Source organism: Jatrophihabitans sp. (assembly GCF_036389215.1).
In the GTDB taxonomy this organism is placed as follows: Bacteria; Actinomycetota; Actinomycetes; order Mycobacteriales; family Jatrophihabitantaceae; genus Jatrophihabitans_A.
Map to the genome: position 1 here is coordinate 1 of NZ_DASVQG010000151.1, position 18,615 is coordinate 18,615.

Genomic DNA, 18,615 nt, shown 5'->3' on the forward strand with positions numbered 1-18,615 from the left:
CGCGCGGACCATGATCTACAAGGGCATGCTGACCACGGCGCAGCTGGCCACCTTCTACCCCGACCTGCACGACGAGCGGTTCGCCAGCGCCGTCGCGCTGGTGCACAGCCGGTTCTCGACCAACACCTTCCCGTCCTGGCCGCTGGCCCAGCCGTTCCGGCTGATCGCCCACAACGGCGAGATCAACACCATCGGCGGCAACCGCAACTGGATGACGGCCCGGCAGGCGCTGCTGGCCTCCGACCTGCTGGCCGACCCTGACCGCTCGCTGTCCCGGCTGTTCCCGATCTGCACCCCGGGCGGCTCGGACTCCGCGTCCTTCGACGAGGTGCTGGAGCTGCTGCACCTGGGCGGGCGCAGCCTGCCGCACGCGGTGCTGATGATGATCCCGGAGGCGTGGGAGAACGCCGGCTACATGGACCCGGCCCGCCGGGACTTCTACGCCTTCCACTCCACGCTGATGGAGCCGTGGGACGGCCCGGCCTGCGTCAGCTTCACCGACGGCACGGTGATCGGGGCGGTGCTCGACCGCAACGGCCTGCGCCCGGGCCGCTGGTGGCGTACCAGCGATGACCTGGTGATCCTGGCCAGCGAGGCCGGCGTGATCGAGCTCGATCCGGCGACGGTGGTCGCCAAGGGCCGGTTGCAGCCGGGCCGGATGTTCCTGGTGGACACCGCGGCCGGTGAGATCCGCGACGACGAGGAGATCAAGTCGGCGCTGGCCGCCGAGCATCCCTACGGCGACTGGCTCGACACCGGGCTGCTGCACCTGGACACCCTGCCCGACCGTGAGCACGTGGTGCACACCCACGAGTCGGTGACCCGGCGCCAGCAGCTGTTCGGCTACACCGAGGAGGAGCTGCGGGTCATCCTCAAGCCGATGGCGGGCACCGGCGCCGAGCCGCTCGGCTCGATGGGCACCGACACCCCGCTGGCGGTGCTCAGCACCCGGCCGCGTTTGCTCTTCGACTACTTCAGCGAACTCTTCGCCCAGGTCACCAACCCGCCGCTGGACGCCATCCGGGAGGAGATGGTGACCTCACTGTCCTCGACGATCGGCCCGGAGCAGAACGTGCTCGACCCGACCCCGGCCTCCTGCCGGCAGATCGTGCTGCCCCGGCCGGTGATCGACAACGACGACCTGGCCAAGATCTGGCACGTCAACGCCGACGGTGACCTGCCCGGCTTCCAGTGCGCGCTGATCGACGGCCGGTACCGGGTGCACGGCGGCGGCCCGGCGCTGACCGCGGCGCTGCGCCGGGTGCAGGACGAGTGCTCGGCAGCGGTCGCCGCCGGGGCCCGGATCCTGATCCTGTCCGACCGGGACTGCGACGCCGACCACGCGCCGATCCCGGCGCTGCTGCTGACCTCGGCCGTGCACGGGCACCTGGTGCGCACCGGCCAGCGCACCAAGGCCGGCCTGGTGGTCGAGACCGGCGAGGCCCGCGAGGTGCACCACGTGGCGCTGCTGATCGGCTACGGCGCCGCCGCGGTGAACCCGTACCTGGCCTTCGAGACCATCGACGACCTGATCGGGACCGGCGTGATCACCGGGATCGACTCCGCCACCGCCATCCAGCGCTACATCAAGTCGCTGTCCAAGGGCGTGCTGAAGGTGATGTCGAAGATGGGCATCTCGACGGTCGCCTCCTACACCGGCGCCCAGGTGTTCCAGGCCTTCGGGCTGTCGGATGAGGTGATCGACAGCTACTTCACCGGCACCCGCAGCAACCTCGGCGGCATCGGCCTGGACACCATCGCCGACGAGGTCGCCGCCCGGCACGCCCGCGCGTTCCCGCAGAACCCGGTCGCCCGCGCGCACCGCCGGCTGGAGGTGGGCGGCGAGTACGCCTGGCGCCGCGAGGGCGAGATCCACCTGTTCAACCCCGAGACGGTGTTCAAGCTGCAGCACGCCACCCGGGCCCGCCGCTACGACCGCTTCGCCGAGTACACCGCCGAGATCGACCGGCTGAGCCGGCAGGGCGGCACCCTCCGCGGGCTGTTCGAGCTGCGTACCGGTGAGCGCCCGCCGGTGCCGATCTCTGAAGTCGAAGGGGTCGAGTCCATAGTCAAGCGGTTCGCGACCGGGGCGATGTCCTACGGCTCGATCTCGGCCGAGGCCCACCAGACGCTGGCGATCGCGATGAACCGGATCGGTGCCCGGTCCAACTCCGGTGAGGGCGGCGAGGACGCCGACCGCTACCTCCCGGACCCGAACGGCGACCTGCGCCGGTCGGCCATCAAGCAGGTGGCCTCCGGGCGGTTCGGGGTCACCTCGCACTACCTGGTCAACGCCGACGACCTGCAGATCAAGATCGCCCAGGGCGCCAAGCCCGGCGAGGGCGGCCAGCTGCCCGGCTACAAGGTCTACCCGTGGATCGCCCGCACCCGGCACTCCACCCCGGGCGTCGGCCTGATCTCGCCGCCGCCGCACCACGACATCTACTCGATCGAGGACCTGGCGCAGCTGATCCACGACCTGAAGAACGCCAACTCCGCGGCCCGGGTGCACGTCAAGCTGGTCGCCGAGGCCGGCGTCGGCACGGTGGCCGCCGGGGTGGCCAAGGCGCACGCCGACGTGGTGCTGATCTCCGGCCACGACGGCGGCACCGGCGCCGCGCCGCTGACCTCGCTCAAGCACGCCGGCATGCCGTGGGAGCTGGGGCTGGCCGAGACCCAGCAGACCCTGCTGCTCAACGGCCTGCGGGACCGGATCACCGTCCAGGTCGACGGCGCGATGAAGACCGGCCGGGACGTGCTGATCGCCGCGCTGCTCGGCGCGGAGGAGTACGGCTTCGCCACCGCGCCGCTGGTGGTCTCCGGCTGCATCATGATGCGGGTCTGCCACCTGGACACCTGCCCGGTCGGGGTCGCGACCCAGAACCCGGAGCTGCGGGCCAGGTTCACCGGCAAGCCGGAATTCGTGGTCACCTTCTTCGAGTACATCGCCGAGCAGGTCCGCGAGCTGCTGGCCGAGCTCGGTTACCGGACGCTGGAGGAGGTCATCGGGCACGCCGAACTGCTGGACACCCGGGCGGCGATCGAGCACTGGAAGGCCGACGGGCTGGACCTGACGCCGTTGCTGATGGTGCCCGAGCCCTTCCACGGAACCGCGCTCACCAAGCGGGTCGAGCAGGATCACGGCCTGGACGCGGCCCTGGACAACACCCTGATCCAGCTCTGCGAGGGGGCGCTGCTGGACGGGCGGCCGGTGAAGCTGGAGCTGCCGGTGCGCAACGTCAACCGGACGGTCGGCACCATGCTCGGCTCGCTGGTGACCCGCCGCTACGGCGCCGAGGGCCTGCCGCCGGGCACCATCGACATCACGCTGCGCGGCTCGGCCGGCCAGTCGCTGGGGGCGTTCCTGCCCGCCGGGGTGCAGATCGTGCTGTTCGGCGATGCCAATGACTACGTGGGCAAGGGCCTGTCCGGTGGCGTGCTGGCGCTGCGGCCGGACGAGCGGGCCTCGCTGGTGGCCGAGCGGAACGTGATCGCGGGCAACGTGATCGGCTACGGGGCCACCTCAGGGCAGCTGTTCCTGCGCGGCGTCGTCGGCGAGCGGTTCTGCGTGCGCAACTCCGGGGCGACCGCGGTGGCCGAGGGAGCCGGTGACCACGCGCTGGAGTACATGACCGGCGGCACCGCGGTGATCCTCGGCCCGACCGGGCGCAACCTCGCCGCCGGGATGTCCGGTGGCATCGGCTTCGTGCTCGACCTGGACCCGAGCAGGGTCAATACCGAACTGGTGGATGTCGAGCCGATGACCGCCCAGCATGCCGGTGCGCTGTCGGCGATCCTGGCCGAGCACCTGCGGCTGACCGGATCGGCGGTCGCGCAACGGCTGCTGGTGGACTTCGGCCGCGCGCTGGGCCGGTTCTCGGTGATCATGCCCCGGGACTACAAGCGGGTCCTGCAGGCCACCAGCCAGGCCCGGGCAGCCGGCACGGACGTCGACGAGGCGGTGATGGCAGCCGCTCGCAGCTGACGCGCCGCTGGGCTGCCGCTGACCTACTGCCGCTGACGAGTTTTCCCAATCCTCCGATTAGGAAATGTATACACAGCTAGGGTCTATTCGCCCATGAGTTCTGGACGGCGGAAAGAGCCCCGCGATGCTGTTGCGTACCACCGCGCTTCTCAGTTGCCTGGTGATCGCCTTGGCCGGCGTCGACCCGGCCGGCGCTGAGCCCGCGGCACCGAGCGCGCCGGCTGCCAGAAGCGTGTCCGGTGCGTCGCCGACCAAGCCCATCGCGCCAGCCCAGTTCACTGCCCCGGCCAAGCCCAGCGGATCGGCCCAGCCCAGCGGATCGGCCCAGCCCAGCGGATCGGCCAAGCCCCCCGTGCCACCCCAGCCCAACGGGTTGCCCCAGCCCGGCGCGCCGGCCAAGGCCGGTAAGCCGGCGCCGGCCACCGGCCCGGCGGGGGCGAAGCGTCCGACCCGCACCCGCAAGGCAAGCACCTCGCTGGCGGCCACCGCCGTCCCGCCGGGCGGCTACCACGCGCTCACCCCGGTCCGGCTGCTCGACACCCGCGCCGGAGCCGGCGCGCCGAAGGCGGCACTGGCCGGCCACGCCACCCTCACCCTGCAGGTGGCCGGCCGTGGCGGGGTGCCGGCCACCGGGGTGTCGGCGGTGGTGCTGAACGTGACGGTGGTCAGCCCGTCCCGGGAGGGCTACCTGACCGGCTACAGCACCGGCACGGCCCGCCCGACCTCGTCCAACCTCAACTTCCATCCCGGGTACAACACCGCGAACCTGACCATGACCCAGCTCGGCACCGGTGGCCGGATCAGCTACTACAACGGCTCCTCCGGGACGATCCAGCTGCTGGCCGACGTCGCCGGCTACTACCTCTCCGGCACCGCCGGCGCGCCCGGGACGTTCACGCCGCTGGCCGGCCAGCGGTTGCTCGACACCCGCAGCGGTGTGGGCGCGCCGAAGGCAGCGCTGGCCGGTGGCCACACCCTCAGCCTGCAGGTGACCGGCCGTGGCGGGGTGCCGTCCACCGGGGTGTCGGCGGTGGTGCTGAACCTGACGGTGGTCAGCCCGTCCCGCGACGGCTACCTGACCGCCTACGGCACCGGCACCGCCCGGCCCGGCTCGTCCAACCTGGTCTTCTCCGCCGGCCTCAGCGTGGCGAACCTGACGGTGACCCGGCTCGGTGCCGGCGGCCGGATCGATCTCTACAACGGCTCGACCGGCACGATCGAGCTGGTCGCCGACGTGGCCGGCTACTACCGCGACGGCACCCCGGCCAGCCCCGGCGCCTTCACCGCGCTGCCCAGCCAGCGACTGCTCGACACCCGTACCGGAACCGGGGCGGCCAAGGCGGCGCTGGCGGGCAACGCCACCCTGCACCTGCAGGTCACCGGCCGGGCGGGGGTGCCGGCCACCGGAGTGTCGGCAGTCGTGCTGACCGTGACGGCGGTGGCACCGGTGGCCGGCGGCTACCTGACCAGCTACCCGGGCGGCACCGCCCAGCCGGGCTCGTCCGACCTCAACTTCACCGCCGGCCGCAATGTCGCGGCGCTCGTGCTGGTGCGGGTCGGCTCCGCCGGTGACGTCTGGATCCGCAACGGCAGCACCGGCGCGGTGCAGGTGGTGGCCGACGTCAGCGGGTACTTCCTCGACGAGCCGACCTCGGACAGCACCGGGGCGATCACCGGGCTGGTCACCGAGACCGGTGGCAAGCCGCTGGCCAACGTGCTGGTGTCGGCGTCGGACAGCACCTACAACCAGGTGCAGGTGCTCACCGACCCGTCCGGGCACTACTTCCTGCCGGCACTGCACGAGGACAGTTGGTACGTCTGCTACCAGGCCGACCAGCCGGGCCTGCCCCGGACCACCGGCGGCAGCTCGAGCACCGGTTACCTGCTGTTCTGCCAGGGCGAGTACGTCCCGGTGACCGCCGGGCTGGTCAGTACCGGCATCGACGCCCAGCTCGGCCACGGCGGTGCGATCACCGGCCGGGTCACCGACAGCGCCGGGCACCCGCTGGCCGGCATCGTGGTGCAGGTCGCCTACGGCGGGAACGGCGTCTGGGACAGCGGCGTGCGGACCGGGGCCACCGGCAGCTACCGGCTGGCAGGCTTGACCGAGGACAGCTGGAAGGTCTGCTTCGACGCCACCGGGTACGCCGGCCCGGCACCCGGCGGCTTCCTGCACCAGTGCTACCTGAACACCGACGCCACCTACACCCAGCCGTACTCCCAGGACGGCACTCCCGTCGCGGTGACCGCCGACCACACCACCACCGGGGTGGACGGCCGGCTCCACCCGGGCGCGGCGGTGACCGGCCGGGTCACCGATCCGGCCGGTCACCCGGTGCCGGGAATCGTGGTGGACGCCTACCCCGACTCGTACCTGTTCACCAGCACCACCAGCCGGGCCGACGGCAGCTACCAGATCAGCGCCCTGCCACCCGGTGCGTATGCGATCTGCTTCTTTCCCTACCTCAGCCCCACCGCGCCTGAACCGGCCCAGAGTTATGTCCGGCAGTGCTACCACCAGGAATACCCGGTCGGGGCGCTGAACCTGACGCTGAGCGCCGGCCACGTGCTGAGCAACATCGACGCCCACCTCAACCTCGGCGGGTCGCTGCGGGTCACCCTGACCGACCCGGCCGGCCACCCGCTCGGCGGTGTGGCCGTCACGTTGGACGCCCGCTGGGGCAACGGGGTCGCGGGGGTCACCTCGGACGACGGCATCGTCCAGGTGGACAGGCTGGAAGCCGGCAAGCATGAGGTCTGCTTCGACGCCAGCCAGGCCACCGGGGGCAGTTCGGCGGCGGGATACCTCGACGACTGCTACCTGCACCAGAGCGACCCTGCCCAGGCGAGCCAGGTCAGCATCACCACCGGCGGCCTCACCTCGATCACCGAGCAGCTGCCTGAGGCCGGCGGCGTGCGGCTCACCGTCACCGACGCCGCGGGGCACCCGGTGCAAGGCATCGCCGCCAGCGCCACCCCGGTCGGGTCCGGCTCCGGTGCTCGGCCGGCGGAGCGCACCGACGCCGCCGGGCATCTCGTCCTCGGCCGGCTGGTCACCGGGAAATACCGGATCTGCCTGGACGCCGGCGGCACCGACGGCAACGGCGCCGGGGTGAGCGGTGGCGACTCGAACGGCGGTTACCGCGATCGGTGCACCCTGAATGGCGACGACCCGCCGGTGGACGTCGACGTCCAGGTCGGCCAGATCACCGAGCTGACCATGACGCTGAACCCGATGGGAGCCATCGGCGGCACGGTGACCGACCATGCCGGCCACCCGCTGCAGAACGTCGCGGTCACCATCACCCGGCGCGACGGCTTCTACCAGCCGAACTTCCTCCGCACCGACGCCGACGGCAACTTCTCCCTGACGCGGCAGGAGAGCGCGCCCTTCAGCGTCTGCTTCGACGCCGGCCAGACCTATCCGGTGCCGGTGTCCGGGGGCGACTCCAGCACCGGGTACCTCAACGAGTGCTACGACGACAGCACGCCGGACGCGCCCACCCAACTGCAGGTCAGCGCGGGAACCCTCAGCCGGGCCGACGCCAGCCTCGCCACCGCCGCCGGGATCGTCGGCACCCTGACCGACCGCACCGGCAGTCCGGTGCCCGAGGTGCAGGTGTCGGTGTCCAAGGACGGCATCGCGGTCGGCGGGCCTGGCTACAGCGATGCCGAGGGCCACTACCGGATCAACTCGCTGCCGCCCGGCTCCGGGTACCTGCTGTGCGCCTATCCGTCCTGGCAGAGCCCGTCGCCGAACGGGCTGGGCTACGCCCGGCAGTGCTACCTCGACTCCCCGGACGAGGCCGGCGCCACGCCGGTCACGGTGACCGCCGGCCAGGCCCGCACAATCGATTTCACCTTGGAGCAACTGGCCAGCCTGGGCGGCACCGTCACCGACACCCACGGCACTCCGGTCAGCTCCGAGCAGATCATGGTCACCGGGCCCGGCGGCAGCTCGTTCCTGTTGTACACCGGCGAGGACGGGACCTGGCGGCAGGACGGCATCCCGGCCGGCAACTACACGGTGTGCTACCAGTCCTACTACGGCACCGGTCCGAGCCCGACCGGCTACGCACCCGGCTGCTTCGACGGGCTGCCCCCCGGCGCGACCCCGACCCCGATCGCGGTGGCGGCCGGCGAGCGGCACACCGTGGATCTCAGCCTGGCCGCCCCGTCGGCGATCGCCGGGCGGGTCACCGACAGCGCCGGGCAGCCGGTGTTCGTGCCGGTCGAGCTGTTCCGCGACGGCGCCCTGGTGACCACCGTGATGCCCGACTTCGCCAGCGGGGGGTACGAGTTCAGCGGCCTGGCCGCCGGCACGTACACCGTGCTGTTCGAGGGGGCCGACCAGAACTACCAGAACCGCTACTACCACGACGTGCTGCCCGACGGCACCCCGACGCCGGTGCCGGTGCCGGCCGAGACCCGGGTCAGCGGCATCGACCAGGTGCTGCCGCGGGCCGGCTGATCCCGCGCGCGGGGGCGCGCTGCCAGGGTGCCGGGCAATGGCTGCCTTATCGCGACCGGCCGGTAACGATTAAGGTTGTGGGGTGACACGCCGCGCGAAGATCGTCTGCACCCTGGGCCCCGCCACCGACCTGCCGGAACGGATGCGGGCCCTGGTGGAGGCCGGCATGGACGTGGCACGGCTGAACTTCAGCCACGGCGAGCACCGCGATCATGCCGGCCGGTTCCACGGCGTCCGCGAGGCGGCCAAGGCGGCCGGGCGCAACGTCGCCACCCTGGCCGACCTGCAGGGACCCAAGATCCGGCTGGGCAGGTTCGCCGACGGCCCGGTGATGTGGGCGACCGGTGAGCGGGTCCGGATCACGGTCGAGGACGTCGAGGGCGACCACGACCGGGTGTCGACCACCTACAAGCAACTGGCCGCCGACATCCGTCCCGGTGACAAGCTGCTGGTCGACGACGGCAACGTCGCGCTCGTCGCGGTCGCCATCGAGAACGGCACCGACGTCGTGTGCGACGTCAGCGAAGGCGGCATGGTCAGCAACAACAAGGGACTGTCGCTGCCCGGGGTCGCGGTCAGCGTGCCGGCGCTGAGCGAGAAGGACATCGAGGACCTGGAGTTCGCGCTGTCACTCGGCGTGGACTGGGTGGCGCTGTCCTTCGTCCGGTCCCCGGATGACATCAAGCTGGTGCACGAGGTGATGGACCGGGTCGGAATGCGCCGCCCGGTGATCGCCAAGATCGAGAAGCCCGAGGCCGTCGAGCGGCTGGTCGAGATCGCGCTGGCCTTCGACGGCGTGATGGTGGCCCGCGGCGACCTGGGGGTGGAGCTGCCGCTGGAGCAGGTGCCGATGGTGCAGAAGCGGGCCATCGCGATCTGCCGCGACAACGCCAAGCCGGTGATCGTGGCGACCCAGATGCTGGAATCGATGATCAGCCACTCGCGCCCGACCCGTGCCGAGGCCTCGGACGTGGCCAACGCCGTGCTGGACGGCGCCGATGCGGTGATGCTCTCCGGCGAGACCAGCGTCGGCACCTACCCGGTGCAGGCGGTGGCCACCATGTCGCGGATCATCACCTCGGTGGAGCAGTCCACCGTCGAGGTGGCGGCCCTGCTGCACGACCCGCGCACCCCCGGCGGCGTGATCGCCAAGGCCGCCAAGGAGATCGGCGAGTCCCTCGGCGCCACCGCCCTGGTGGCCTTCACCCAGAGCGGGGACACCGCTCGCCGGCTGGCCCGGCTGCACGCCCGCTGCGCGGTGCTGGTCTTCACCCCGGAGGAGACGGTGCGCCGGCAACTGGCGCTGTCCTGGGGCGTCCAGGCACACCTGGTGTGGACGGTGCAGACGACCGACGAGATGGTCCGCCAGGTCGACTCGGCGTTGCTGGCCCAGCGGGTCTGCCGTCCCGACGACCTGGTCGTGATCGTCGCCGGTACCCCGCCGTCGACGCCGGGAACCACCAACACCATCCGGGTCCATCACATCGGAGGCATCCTGCAACGTGACCGCTGAGCCTGAGCTCGAGGTTGCCCTCGGCACGGACTGGTTGCACGGCCAGCCGGTGGTGGATGGCCTAGTCGGCCTGCTCGACCTGGAGGCCATCGAGACCAACATCTTCCGCGGCGTCAGCCCGAAGGTGGCGATGCAGCGGGTCTTCGGCGGTCAGGTGGCCGGCCAGGCGCTGGTCGCCGCCGGCCGGACCGTCGACAGTGACCGGCTGGTGCACTCGCTGCACTCGTACTTCATCCGGCCCGGTGATCCCTCGATCCCGATCATCTACACCGTCGAGCGGATCCGGGACGGCCGGTCCTTCTCGGTGCGCCGGGTGCTGGCCATCCAGCACGGCGAGCCGATCTTCACGCTGTCGGCCTCCTTCCAGCTGCCCCAGGGCGGCATCGACCACCAGGCCGGGATGCCACCGGTGCCACCGCCGGATTCGCTGCCGACGCTGGCCGAACGCTACGAGGGGTTCGAGGACCTGTGGTCGGTGATGCGCCAGATCCCGCAGGCCTTCGACGTCCGCTACGTCGATGACCCGCCGTGGGTGCAGCGGGCGCAGGGGCCACGGGAGAACCAGCCGCACCGGATCTGGCTCAAGGCCGACGGCAAGCTGCCCGACGACCCGCTGCTGCACATCTGCACGGTGACCTTCGCCTCGGACATGAACCTGCTGGACTCGGTGCTCATCCACCATGGCCTGGCCGCCCGGCTGGACCCGATCAGCATGGCGTCACTGGATCACGCGATGTGGTTCCACCGCCCGTTCCGCGCCGATGACTGGCTGCTCTACGTCTCGTCCTCGCCGTCGGCCTCCGGTGGTCGCGGACTGGCCACCGGGCAGTTCTACTCCCGGGACGGCCGGCTGGTGGCCAGCGTCACCCAGGAAGGCATGATCCGGCTGCCGAACGGCTGAGCCGTCTCCTGCCCGACCCGGAGACCGTTTTCGCGCTGTCCCGACCCCAGGTTCGTCGCCCCGACCCCAGGTTCGTCGCCCCGACTCCAGGTTCGTCGCCCCGACCCAGGTTGGTCGCGTTCCGCGGACTACGCGTCGGCGAGCCAGGGCATGAACGGCACGAGCGGCGAGACGTCGGCGTAGAGCTTCTCCGCGAGCATCTTGTCGCCCTCGAACGTGAAGACGCCGACGGAGCGGACCCTGATGACCTGACCCGTCTGGTTGCCGTCGAAACCATGGGGGAAGACGGTCAGTACTTCCACGGCCGTCGCGCTGGGTGAGTGGTAGAAGGCCTCACCGATGTGCTCGTTCGGGCCCATCGAGTCGAAGAACACCTGCAGGAACCTGCGCACCTCGTCGTGGCCGTCGATGACCTTGTCCACGCTCATGAGCTCGTACCGGGGCACGCCGCTGAAGGTGGCCAGGACCGCGTCGACATCCTTGCGGCTCTCGCCATCCAGGTGTGCGGCAAGCGTCTTCTCGCGGACGGCGATGATCTCGGGGGTCACCATGGCGGATGTCCTCTCAGGTGGAACTGGACGGTCGGTCGCTGCCGCAGCGTCACCCCTTCGGGACGGCGGCCTGGACTCGCGGGTCGGCGTGAACCAACACTATGGGGCGGCTGCGGGAGGACCACTCCCGGCCCTGTTCGCAGCGATTTCTCAGGCCTCGGGCAGCTGCTCGCAGATCAACTGCCAGGCCGCCCGGACGTGCCGGCGCTCGGTGAGCACCGAGCCGATCGCCATCCGGATCGCGAACCGTCCGTTGACCAGGGTGTGGGTCAGGTACGCCGCGCCGGAGGCGTTCACCGCCGCCAGCAGCTCCCGGGTGGCGCTGTCGGCATCGTCACCGGCGCGCAACGTGAAGGTGACCAGCGCCAGCGGGTGCGGGGCCAGCAGCTCGAACCGGTCGTCGGCCGCCACCCAGGACGCGAACTCCCGCGCCAGCTCCACGTGGCCGCGGATGTGGGCCTGCAGGCCCTCCGCGCCGTACCAGCGCAGCACCGTCCAGAGCTTCAGCGCGCGGAACCGCCGGCCGAGCGGAACCTGCCAGTCGCGGTAGTCGAACACCTCTCCGGACTCGGTGGCGGTGTTGCGCAGGTATTCCGGCAGGATCGACAACGCCCCGATCAGGGCGGCCCGGTCGGCGACCCAGAACGCGGTGCAGTCGAAGTTGGTCAGCAGCCACTTGTGCGGGTTTGTGCAGTAGGAATCGGCCTGTTCGACGCCGGCGTTGATCCAGCGCAGCTCCGCACAGACCGCGGCCACCCCGGCCCAGGCCGCGTCGACGTGCAGCCAGGCGCCGTAGCGGTGCGCCAACTCCGCCAGTTCGGCGACCGGGTCCAGCGCGCCGGTGCCGGTGGCTCCGACCGAGGCCACCACCAGCGCCGGTGTCCGGCCGGCCGCGACGTCGGCGGCCAGCAGCTCGGCCAGGTGGGCCGGCCGGGCGGCCTGGGTGTGCGGGTCGACGTCGAGCTTGCGCAGCGCCGCGGTGCCGATGCCGGCGATCCGGCAGGCCTTCTCGACCGAGGAATGGGTCTGGCCGGAGGTGTAGACGCAGAACTGCCCGGTCGCGACCCCCGCGGTCTCGGTGGCGCCGCCGCTGACCCGGTGCAGGGCGGCCACCAGGGCGACCAGCGCGGCATCGGAGGCCGAGTGCTGGAGAACGCCGCCGCCGGCCGAGTCCGACCGGAAGCCCGCCGGGAGGTCCAGGAGCTGCGCCAGCCAGTCCATCATCTGGGTCTCGAGCTCGGTGGCGGCCGGCGAGGTCGCCCACAGCATGCCCTGCACACCCAGGCCGGAGGCCAGCAGGTCTCCCAGGATCGAGGGGCCGGTGGCGCTGGCCGGGAAGAAGGCGAAGAAGGACGGGTGCTGCCAGTGCGTCAGCCCCGGCACGATCACCCGGTCCAGGTCGGCAAGCACCCCGTCGAAGCCCTGGCCCACCGCCGGCGGCTCGGCGGGCAGCCCGCCGCGGACCTCACCCGGGGCGACCCGGGAAAGCACCGGCAGGGATTCCAGCCGCTCGTAGTAGTCGGCGATCCAGTCGATCACCTCGCGGCCGTGCCGGCGGAACTGCTCCGGGCTCATGTGCCCGGTCACCGGGCGGGTACCCGGCCAGACCTGCTGCGGCGACCTGAACCGGGCCGCGGATCGGTGCCCCCGGTGGGATTTGAACCCACACGCCTTGCGGCAATGGATTTTGAGTCCACCATGTCTGCCATTCCATCACAGGGGCTTGAGCCGGACGGAAGTCTAGCCGGATAGGCTCAGCACTGTGCAGCCGCGGCGGCGGCTGCCTGGGGCGAACCGGTGGGAAGGTTGGACGTTTGTCGTGAGCGAGCAGGCACCACCGCGTGAACAGCCCGGCGCCCGCCGGGTGCTGATCGCCGAGGACGAGGCGCTGATCCGGCTCGACCTGCGCGAGATGCTGCAGGAAGAGGGCTTCGACGTCGTCGGGGAGGCCGCCGACGGCGAGAAGGCGGTGCAGCTGGCCACCGAACTGCGTCCGGACGTGGTGATCTGCGACGTCAAGATGCCGAAGATGGACGGCATCACCGCCGCCGGCCAGATCGCCGCCGCCCGGATCGCCCCGGTGGTCATCCTCACCGCCTTCAGCCAGCGCGACCTGATCGAGCGGGCCCGCGACGCCGGGGCGATGGCCTACCTGGTCAAGCCCTTCCACAAGCGCGACCTGCTGCCCGCGATCGAGATGGCCACCAGCCGGTTCGCCGAGATCAAGGCCCTGGAGGCCGAGGTTTCCGGGCTGCAGGACCGGCTGGAGGCGCGCAAGCTGATCGAGCGGGCCAAGGGCGTCCTGATGGCCGAGCACCGGCTGTCCGAGCCGGAGGCCTTCCGCTGGATCCAGCGGGCCGCGATGGACAAGCGCACCTCGATGCGCACCGTCGCGGAAGTGGTACTGACCGAGACCGGGCACCGCTGACCGGCGCGGCGGTTGGCGTATGGCCGGTCTGTCAGGGGCCCGTGGCGAATGTCCGAAGTTTCGTTGAATGCTGGAACCCGCCGGGACGCGATTTGATTACGACCTACCGCTGTTAATCCCGATGCCATCCATCGGCGATAAAACTCAGGCTAGCGTGCAGCGTCACGGGCCTGTACTACCACAGCGCGCCTGGCGTTGTATTCGGGTTCGAAAGGTCCAGACGAACACATCACGGCCTAATCGAGGCACGAGGAATGAGGAGGAGACGTCAGTGCGGACCAGTTCCCTGGCGAAGGTCGCCGTTATCGGCGTAGTGGGGGTCATGGCACTCAGTGCCTGCTCCAACGACAGCAATGACAACAAGAGCGGCAACGGCATCGGCAACGGTGGCAGTGGCTCGGCCAGCAACAACAACGCCAACAAGACGTACAAGATCGGCTGGCAGGGCCCGCTGTCGGGTGACAACCAGCAGCTCGGCATCAACGAGATCAACGGCTCGAAGCTGGCGGTCGAGCAGGCCAATGCCAAGGGCGATCTCGGCTTCAAGCTGGTGCTGGTGGAGTCCGATGACGGTGGTGACGCCGCGAAGGCTCCTGCCGCCGCCGCGAAGTTGCTCCAGGATCCCGCAATCCTCGGCGTGATCGGCCCGGCCTTCTCCGGCCCCACCTCGGCCACCGGCAAGACCTACGCCGCCGCCAACATGGGCATGATCAGCGGCTCGGCCACCAACGCCACCCTGACCTCCTCCGGCTTCACCACCTTCCACCGGGTCGTCCCGACTGACGGCGTGGAAGGCACCCAGGCCGCGGACTGGCTGGCCAAGAAGTTCAAGAAGATCTTCGTCGTCGATGACACCACCACCTACGGCAAGGGTGTCGGCGACGTCGTCGACAAGGAGATCAAGGCCAAGGGCAGCACCGTGATCCGCCAGAGTGTTCCGCAGAACACCCAGGACTACGGCGCGATCGCCCAGAAGGTGACCGCCTCCGGTGCCCAGGCGCTGTTCTACGGTGGTTACGACGCTCAGGCGGCGCTGTTCGCCAAGGCCCTGGTCGCTTCCGGCTTCAAGGGCCTGAAGATGACCGGCAACGGTGGCAAGTCCTCGGTGTTCACCAGCGGCGCCGGCGCTGCCGGTAACGGCTGGTACTTCTCCTGCGGCTGCCAGGACGCCACCACCGCTCCCGAGGCCAAGGACTTCGCCGACGCCTACCAGAAGAAGTTCAACACCCCGCCCTCGACCTACTCCCCGGAGTGCTTCGACGCCACCAACGCGATGATCGAGGCGATCAAGGCCGCGGCGGCCAAGGGTACCCCGACCCGGCAGAGCGTGGCCGAGGCCATCAACGCCCTCGACTACAAGGGCATCACCACCCAGGTCAAGTTCGCCCCCAACGGCGAGGTTGCCAACGCGACGGTGAACCTGTACCAGCAGAAGGAAGGCAAGATCGTCATGCTCGGCAAGATCCAGGACCAGCCCTGAACCAGCTAGCCCTGTGAAGCAGTGACCCCGGATGAGGGGCGCGAGAGTTCCGGCCCTGCCGGAAGGCGCGCCCCTCATCTGTGAGTTCGCACGATTCGTCCCGTCGTCCTGTCGGAAGGTATGAAGCGTGACCGACTTCATGAACTACCTGATCCTCGGACTCACCCGCGGATCGATGTACGCCCTCATCGCGCTGGGCTACACGCTGGTGTACGGAGTGCTGCAACTGATCAACTTCGCGCACAGCGAGGTGTTCATGTCGGGCGCCTTCGGCAGTTACGCGATCGTCCATCTGCTCGTGGGCGACGGCAAGGCAACCCCGTCCTGGGCGGTGCCGTTCATCCTGATCGCGGGAATCGTGTCCGGTGCGCTCACCGCCGCGGTCATCGCCTGGGGGCTGGAGCGGGTGGCGTACCGGCCGCTGCGCAAGCGGGGCGCACCGAAGCTGGCGTTCCTGATCAGCGCGATCGGGGCGTCGTTCTTCCTCTCCCAACTGGCCGGCAAGCTGTTCGGCCGGTTGACCTCCAACAGCTTCCCGGCATTCTGGGAACAGAACGCCGTGGTGTTCAAGCCTTTCGGCGCCGAGGTCCGAATCCTGCAACTGGTCATCATCGTCTCCGCGGTGGCCATGATGATCTTCCTCGACCGGCTGGTCTCGGTCACCAAGCTCGGTCGCAGCATCCGGGCGATCTCCGAGGACGCCCCGACCGCGGCGCTGATGGGCATCGACATCGACAAGACCATCTCGCGCACCTTCGTCATCGGCGGCCTGCTCGGCGGCGCCGCCGGCTTCCTGTTCGGGCTGAACTTCAGCTTCGGCAACACGATGGGGTTCATCCCGGGCGTCAAGGCATTCGCCGCCGCCGTCCTAGGCGGGATCGGCAATATCCGGGGGGCCATGATCGGTGGCCTGCTGCTGGGTATCGTCGAGAACCTGGTGCCGGTGGTCAACATCGATACGAGGTGGACTGACGTGGTGGCATTCGTGGTACTCGTGCTGGTCCTGATGTTCCGGCCGACCGGCATCCTCGGCGAGCGCCTGGGGCGTGCGGCATGACCCGCCCGTCGGACCTGCTGGGCAGGTTGTTGGCGTGCCTGGGCGGTGCCCTGGTGGTAGCCCTGATGTGGGGGCCCCAGGAAGGCAACTTCGGCGACTTCTGGTTCGCCATCAACCAGTCGATCTTCAGACCCCGGGTGCTGGTGTTCCTGGCGCTCGGCGTGGTCGTGTTCCTGGCGATGACGTTCTGGCCGAAGGTGATTCCGTACCTGACCCGGCCGGGCGTCTGGCCACTGGCGGCCGGCACCCTGACGGTGATCGCGTCCCAGACCCTGATGCACTGGGCCGATCAGCTCGGCGACGCCAAGTTCGGCACCGTGGCCAGCGCGGTGGCCGACACCAACGGCATATCGCCGGTGGCCTCGGCCTTCTTCGGTGGGCTGTGCTGGGCGCAGCTGGTCGTGATCATCCTGCTGGTCGGCACCGCGGTCATCGGCGGGCTGCGCAACTTCGGCTGGGCCGCCGCGGCGCTCAGCGTCGTCGCCGCCGTGATCGCCTACCTCGCGCACGCCGCCGTGGCGGACAAGGCCCGGTACCTGGGCCCGGACCACTCGCTGGGCGTGTACGTCTGCATCATCGGGTACCTGGTACTTCTGGTCGCGGGCCTGGTGACGGCGATGTCGCACCAGCAGGTGGCCAACACCCGGCTGGCGGTCAACCGGGCGCTCGGCTGGCGTCCGGGCCTGCCGCTGGTGGTCATCGGCGCGGTGCTCGGCATCATCGCGATGGCTTCCTCGACCTGGTTCTCACCGGCGAACCTGAACTCCACCCTGGCCGACACCCGCTCCCGGTTCCGGGGAACCGGGTTGGCACCCATAGCCGTGCAGTACCTGGCGTGGCTCGGCTGGGCACTGCTCGCGGTCAGCGTGGTGCTCAGCGGGGTCGCCAGCTACCGGCGGATCCGGCCGCTGGGCTGGGCCGGCGCCGCGGTGGGCTGGCTGGGCGTGCTGCTGACCGTGCTGACCCTGTACCGGATCAGCGACCTCGGCGCCGACAAGGGCCAGGACGCGGCCACCGGGCCGTGGCAGAACCTCGGCGCGGGCGGCTGGATGGCCTGCGCGGCACTGTTCCTGATCGGCTCCGGCGGTTACATCGCCGCCATCGCCCCGCGCTACGCCGAGCGCACGGCCGAGACCGATTCCGACGCGGTGGCCTCCGGCCGGTCGGCAAGCTCGGCCTTCCTCACCGCACCGGGCGCGGCGCGCAGCGGCATCATGATCGCGATCGCGGTGGCCCTGTTCTACCCGCCGACCGCCAACGGCTTCTGGCAGTCGGTGCTGGTGTCCGAGATCGGCATCTACGTGCTGCTGGCGGTCGGCCTGAACGTGGTGGTCGGCTGGGCCGGCCTGCTGGACCTCGGGTTCATCGCCTTCTACGCCATCGGCTCCTACACCACCGCCTACCTGGTGGGCTCGCTGCCGGTGAAGCCGCCGTCCTGGCTGCAGATGAGCCCGCTGCTGGCGATCCCGTTCGCGGTGCTGATCTGCCTGCTGGCCGGTCTCGCGCTGGGCGCGCCGACGCTGAGGTTGCGCGGTGACTACCTGGCGATCGTGACCCTCGGCTTCGGTGAGATCATCCGGATCGTCGCCGTCAACGCCGACCAGGTGACCAACGGCAGCCAGGGCCCGTCGACCCAGGTGCCGCACCCGGTCATCGACCTGGGGCCGGTGTCGATCACCTGGGGCCTGAACCAGTTGCAGTACTGGTACCTGCTGCTGGTGTTCGTGTTGGTGGTGCTGCTGGCGTTCCGGCGGCTGGAGGACTCCCGGATCGGCCGGTCCTGGGCCGCGATCCGCGAGGACGAGGTGGCCGCGCAGGCAACCGGGATCAACACCTTCCGGGTCAAGCTGCTGGCCTTCGCGATCGGCGCCTCGACCTCCGGCGTGGCCGGGGTGTTCTTCGCCAGCCAGGTCGGGTTCTTCACCCCGGACAACTTCGTGCTGAACAACTCGATCCTGGTGGTGGCCTACGTGGTCTTCGGCGGCATGGGCTCGCTGCCCGGCGCCATCGCGGGCGCGGCGCTGCTGACCTGGATGCCGGAGTTCCTCAAGGACCAGGTGCCCGCGGCGGACCGGCAGATGTGGATCGGCGCCGTGGTGCTGGCCATGATGATCTTCCGTCCCGGCGGCCTGCTGCCGGCCCGGCGCCGGGCGGTGGAGCTGGCCGGGCTGCAACCCAGGAGCACCAGGCTGGAACCGGTGGCTGTGCCGGCCGGGGAGGGGATGTGAG

Annotated in this window: 10 protein-coding genes and 1 tRNA gene; 8 read left to right on the forward strand and 3 right to left on the reverse strand. The window is 70.4% G+C overall.

Going from position 1 to position 18,615, the window contains the following annotated elements; genetic code table 11:
- The 4 genes from gltB to tesB all read left to right on the forward strand — a co-directional run.
- Positions 1-3,985, forward strand: a 3,985-nt coding sequence (gltB, locus tag VF542_RS07530) for a glutamate synthase large subunit (RefSeq protein WP_408651080.1), incomplete at its 5' end; no start/stop codon positions are given.
- Positions 3,986-4,109: 124 nt separating this feature from the next.
- Positions 4,110-8,456, forward strand: coding sequence for an MSCRAMM family protein (locus VF542_RS07535; protein WP_408651081.1), 4,347 nt, complete (start codon positions 4,110-4,112; stop codon positions 8,454-8,456).
- An 82-nt stretch (positions 8,457-8,538) separates the two neighbouring features.
- On the forward strand, positions 8,539-9,969 hold the full coding sequence (gene pyk / locus VF542_RS07540; RefSeq protein WP_408651082.1) for a pyruvate kinase: 1,431 nt from the start codon (positions 8,539-8,541) through the stop codon (positions 9,967-9,969).
- Positions 9,959-10,870: an acyl-CoA thioesterase II gene (tesB, locus tag VF542_RS07545; protein ID WP_408651083.1), complete on the forward strand. Its 912-nt coding sequence runs from the start codon at positions 9,959-9,961 to the stop codon at positions 10,868-10,870. Before pyk ends, tesB begins: the two co-directional genes overlap by 11 nt.
- A 128-nt stretch (positions 10,871-10,998) precedes the next feature.
- Here the strand turns inward: tesB and VF542_RS07550 are convergent, their stop codons facing one another.
- The 3 genes from VF542_RS07550 to VF542_RS07560 form a co-directional block, all read right to left on the reverse strand.
- Complete coding sequence (locus tag VF542_RS07550; RefSeq protein ID WP_408651084.1) at positions 10,999-11,421, reverse strand: nuclear transport factor 2 family protein; 423 nt, start codon at positions 11,419-11,421, stop codon at positions 10,999-11,001.
- A 150-nt stretch (positions 11,422-11,571) separates the two neighbouring features.
- On the reverse strand, positions 11,572-12,996 hold the full coding sequence (locus VF542_RS07555; protein WP_408651085.1) for an aminotransferase class V-fold PLP-dependent enzyme: 1,425 nt from the start codon (positions 12,994-12,996) through the stop codon (positions 11,572-11,574).
- A 67-nt stretch (positions 12,997-13,063) separates the two neighbouring features.
- Positions 13,064-13,144 (reverse strand) — tRNA-Leu (locus tag VF542_RS07560).
- Positions 13,145-13,240: 96 nt separating this feature from the next.
- Here VF542_RS07560 and VF542_RS07565 point away from each other — a divergent pair.
- The 4 genes from VF542_RS07565 (at position 13,241) to VF542_RS07580 (ending at position 18,614) form a co-directional block, all read left to right on the forward strand.
- Positions 13,241-13,849, forward strand: coding sequence for an ANTAR domain-containing response regulator (locus tag VF542_RS07565; protein ID WP_408651086.1), 609 nt, complete (start codon positions 13,241-13,243; stop codon positions 13,847-13,849).
- 271 nt (positions 13,850-14,120) lie between these two features.
- Positions 14,121-15,329 (forward strand): branched-chain amino acid ABC transporter substrate-binding protein, encoded by a 1,209-nt coding sequence (locus tag VF542_RS07570; protein ID WP_408651087.1) that lies wholly within the window; start codon positions 14,121-14,123, stop codon positions 15,327-15,329.
- A gap of 139 nt (positions 15,330-15,468) precedes the next feature.
- Entirely contained in the window at positions 15,469-16,386 is a 918-nt protein-coding gene (locus VF542_RS07575) for a branched-chain amino acid ABC transporter permease (protein WP_408651104.1), read from the forward strand.
- Positions 16,383-18,614, forward strand: a complete 2,232-nt coding sequence (locus VF542_RS07580; protein ID WP_408651088.1) for a branched-chain amino acid ABC transporter permease — start codon at positions 16,383-16,385, stop codon at positions 18,612-18,614. Before VF542_RS07575 ends, VF542_RS07580 begins: the two co-directional genes overlap by 4 nt.
- The last annotated feature ends 1 nt before the right edge of the window (position 18,615 follow it).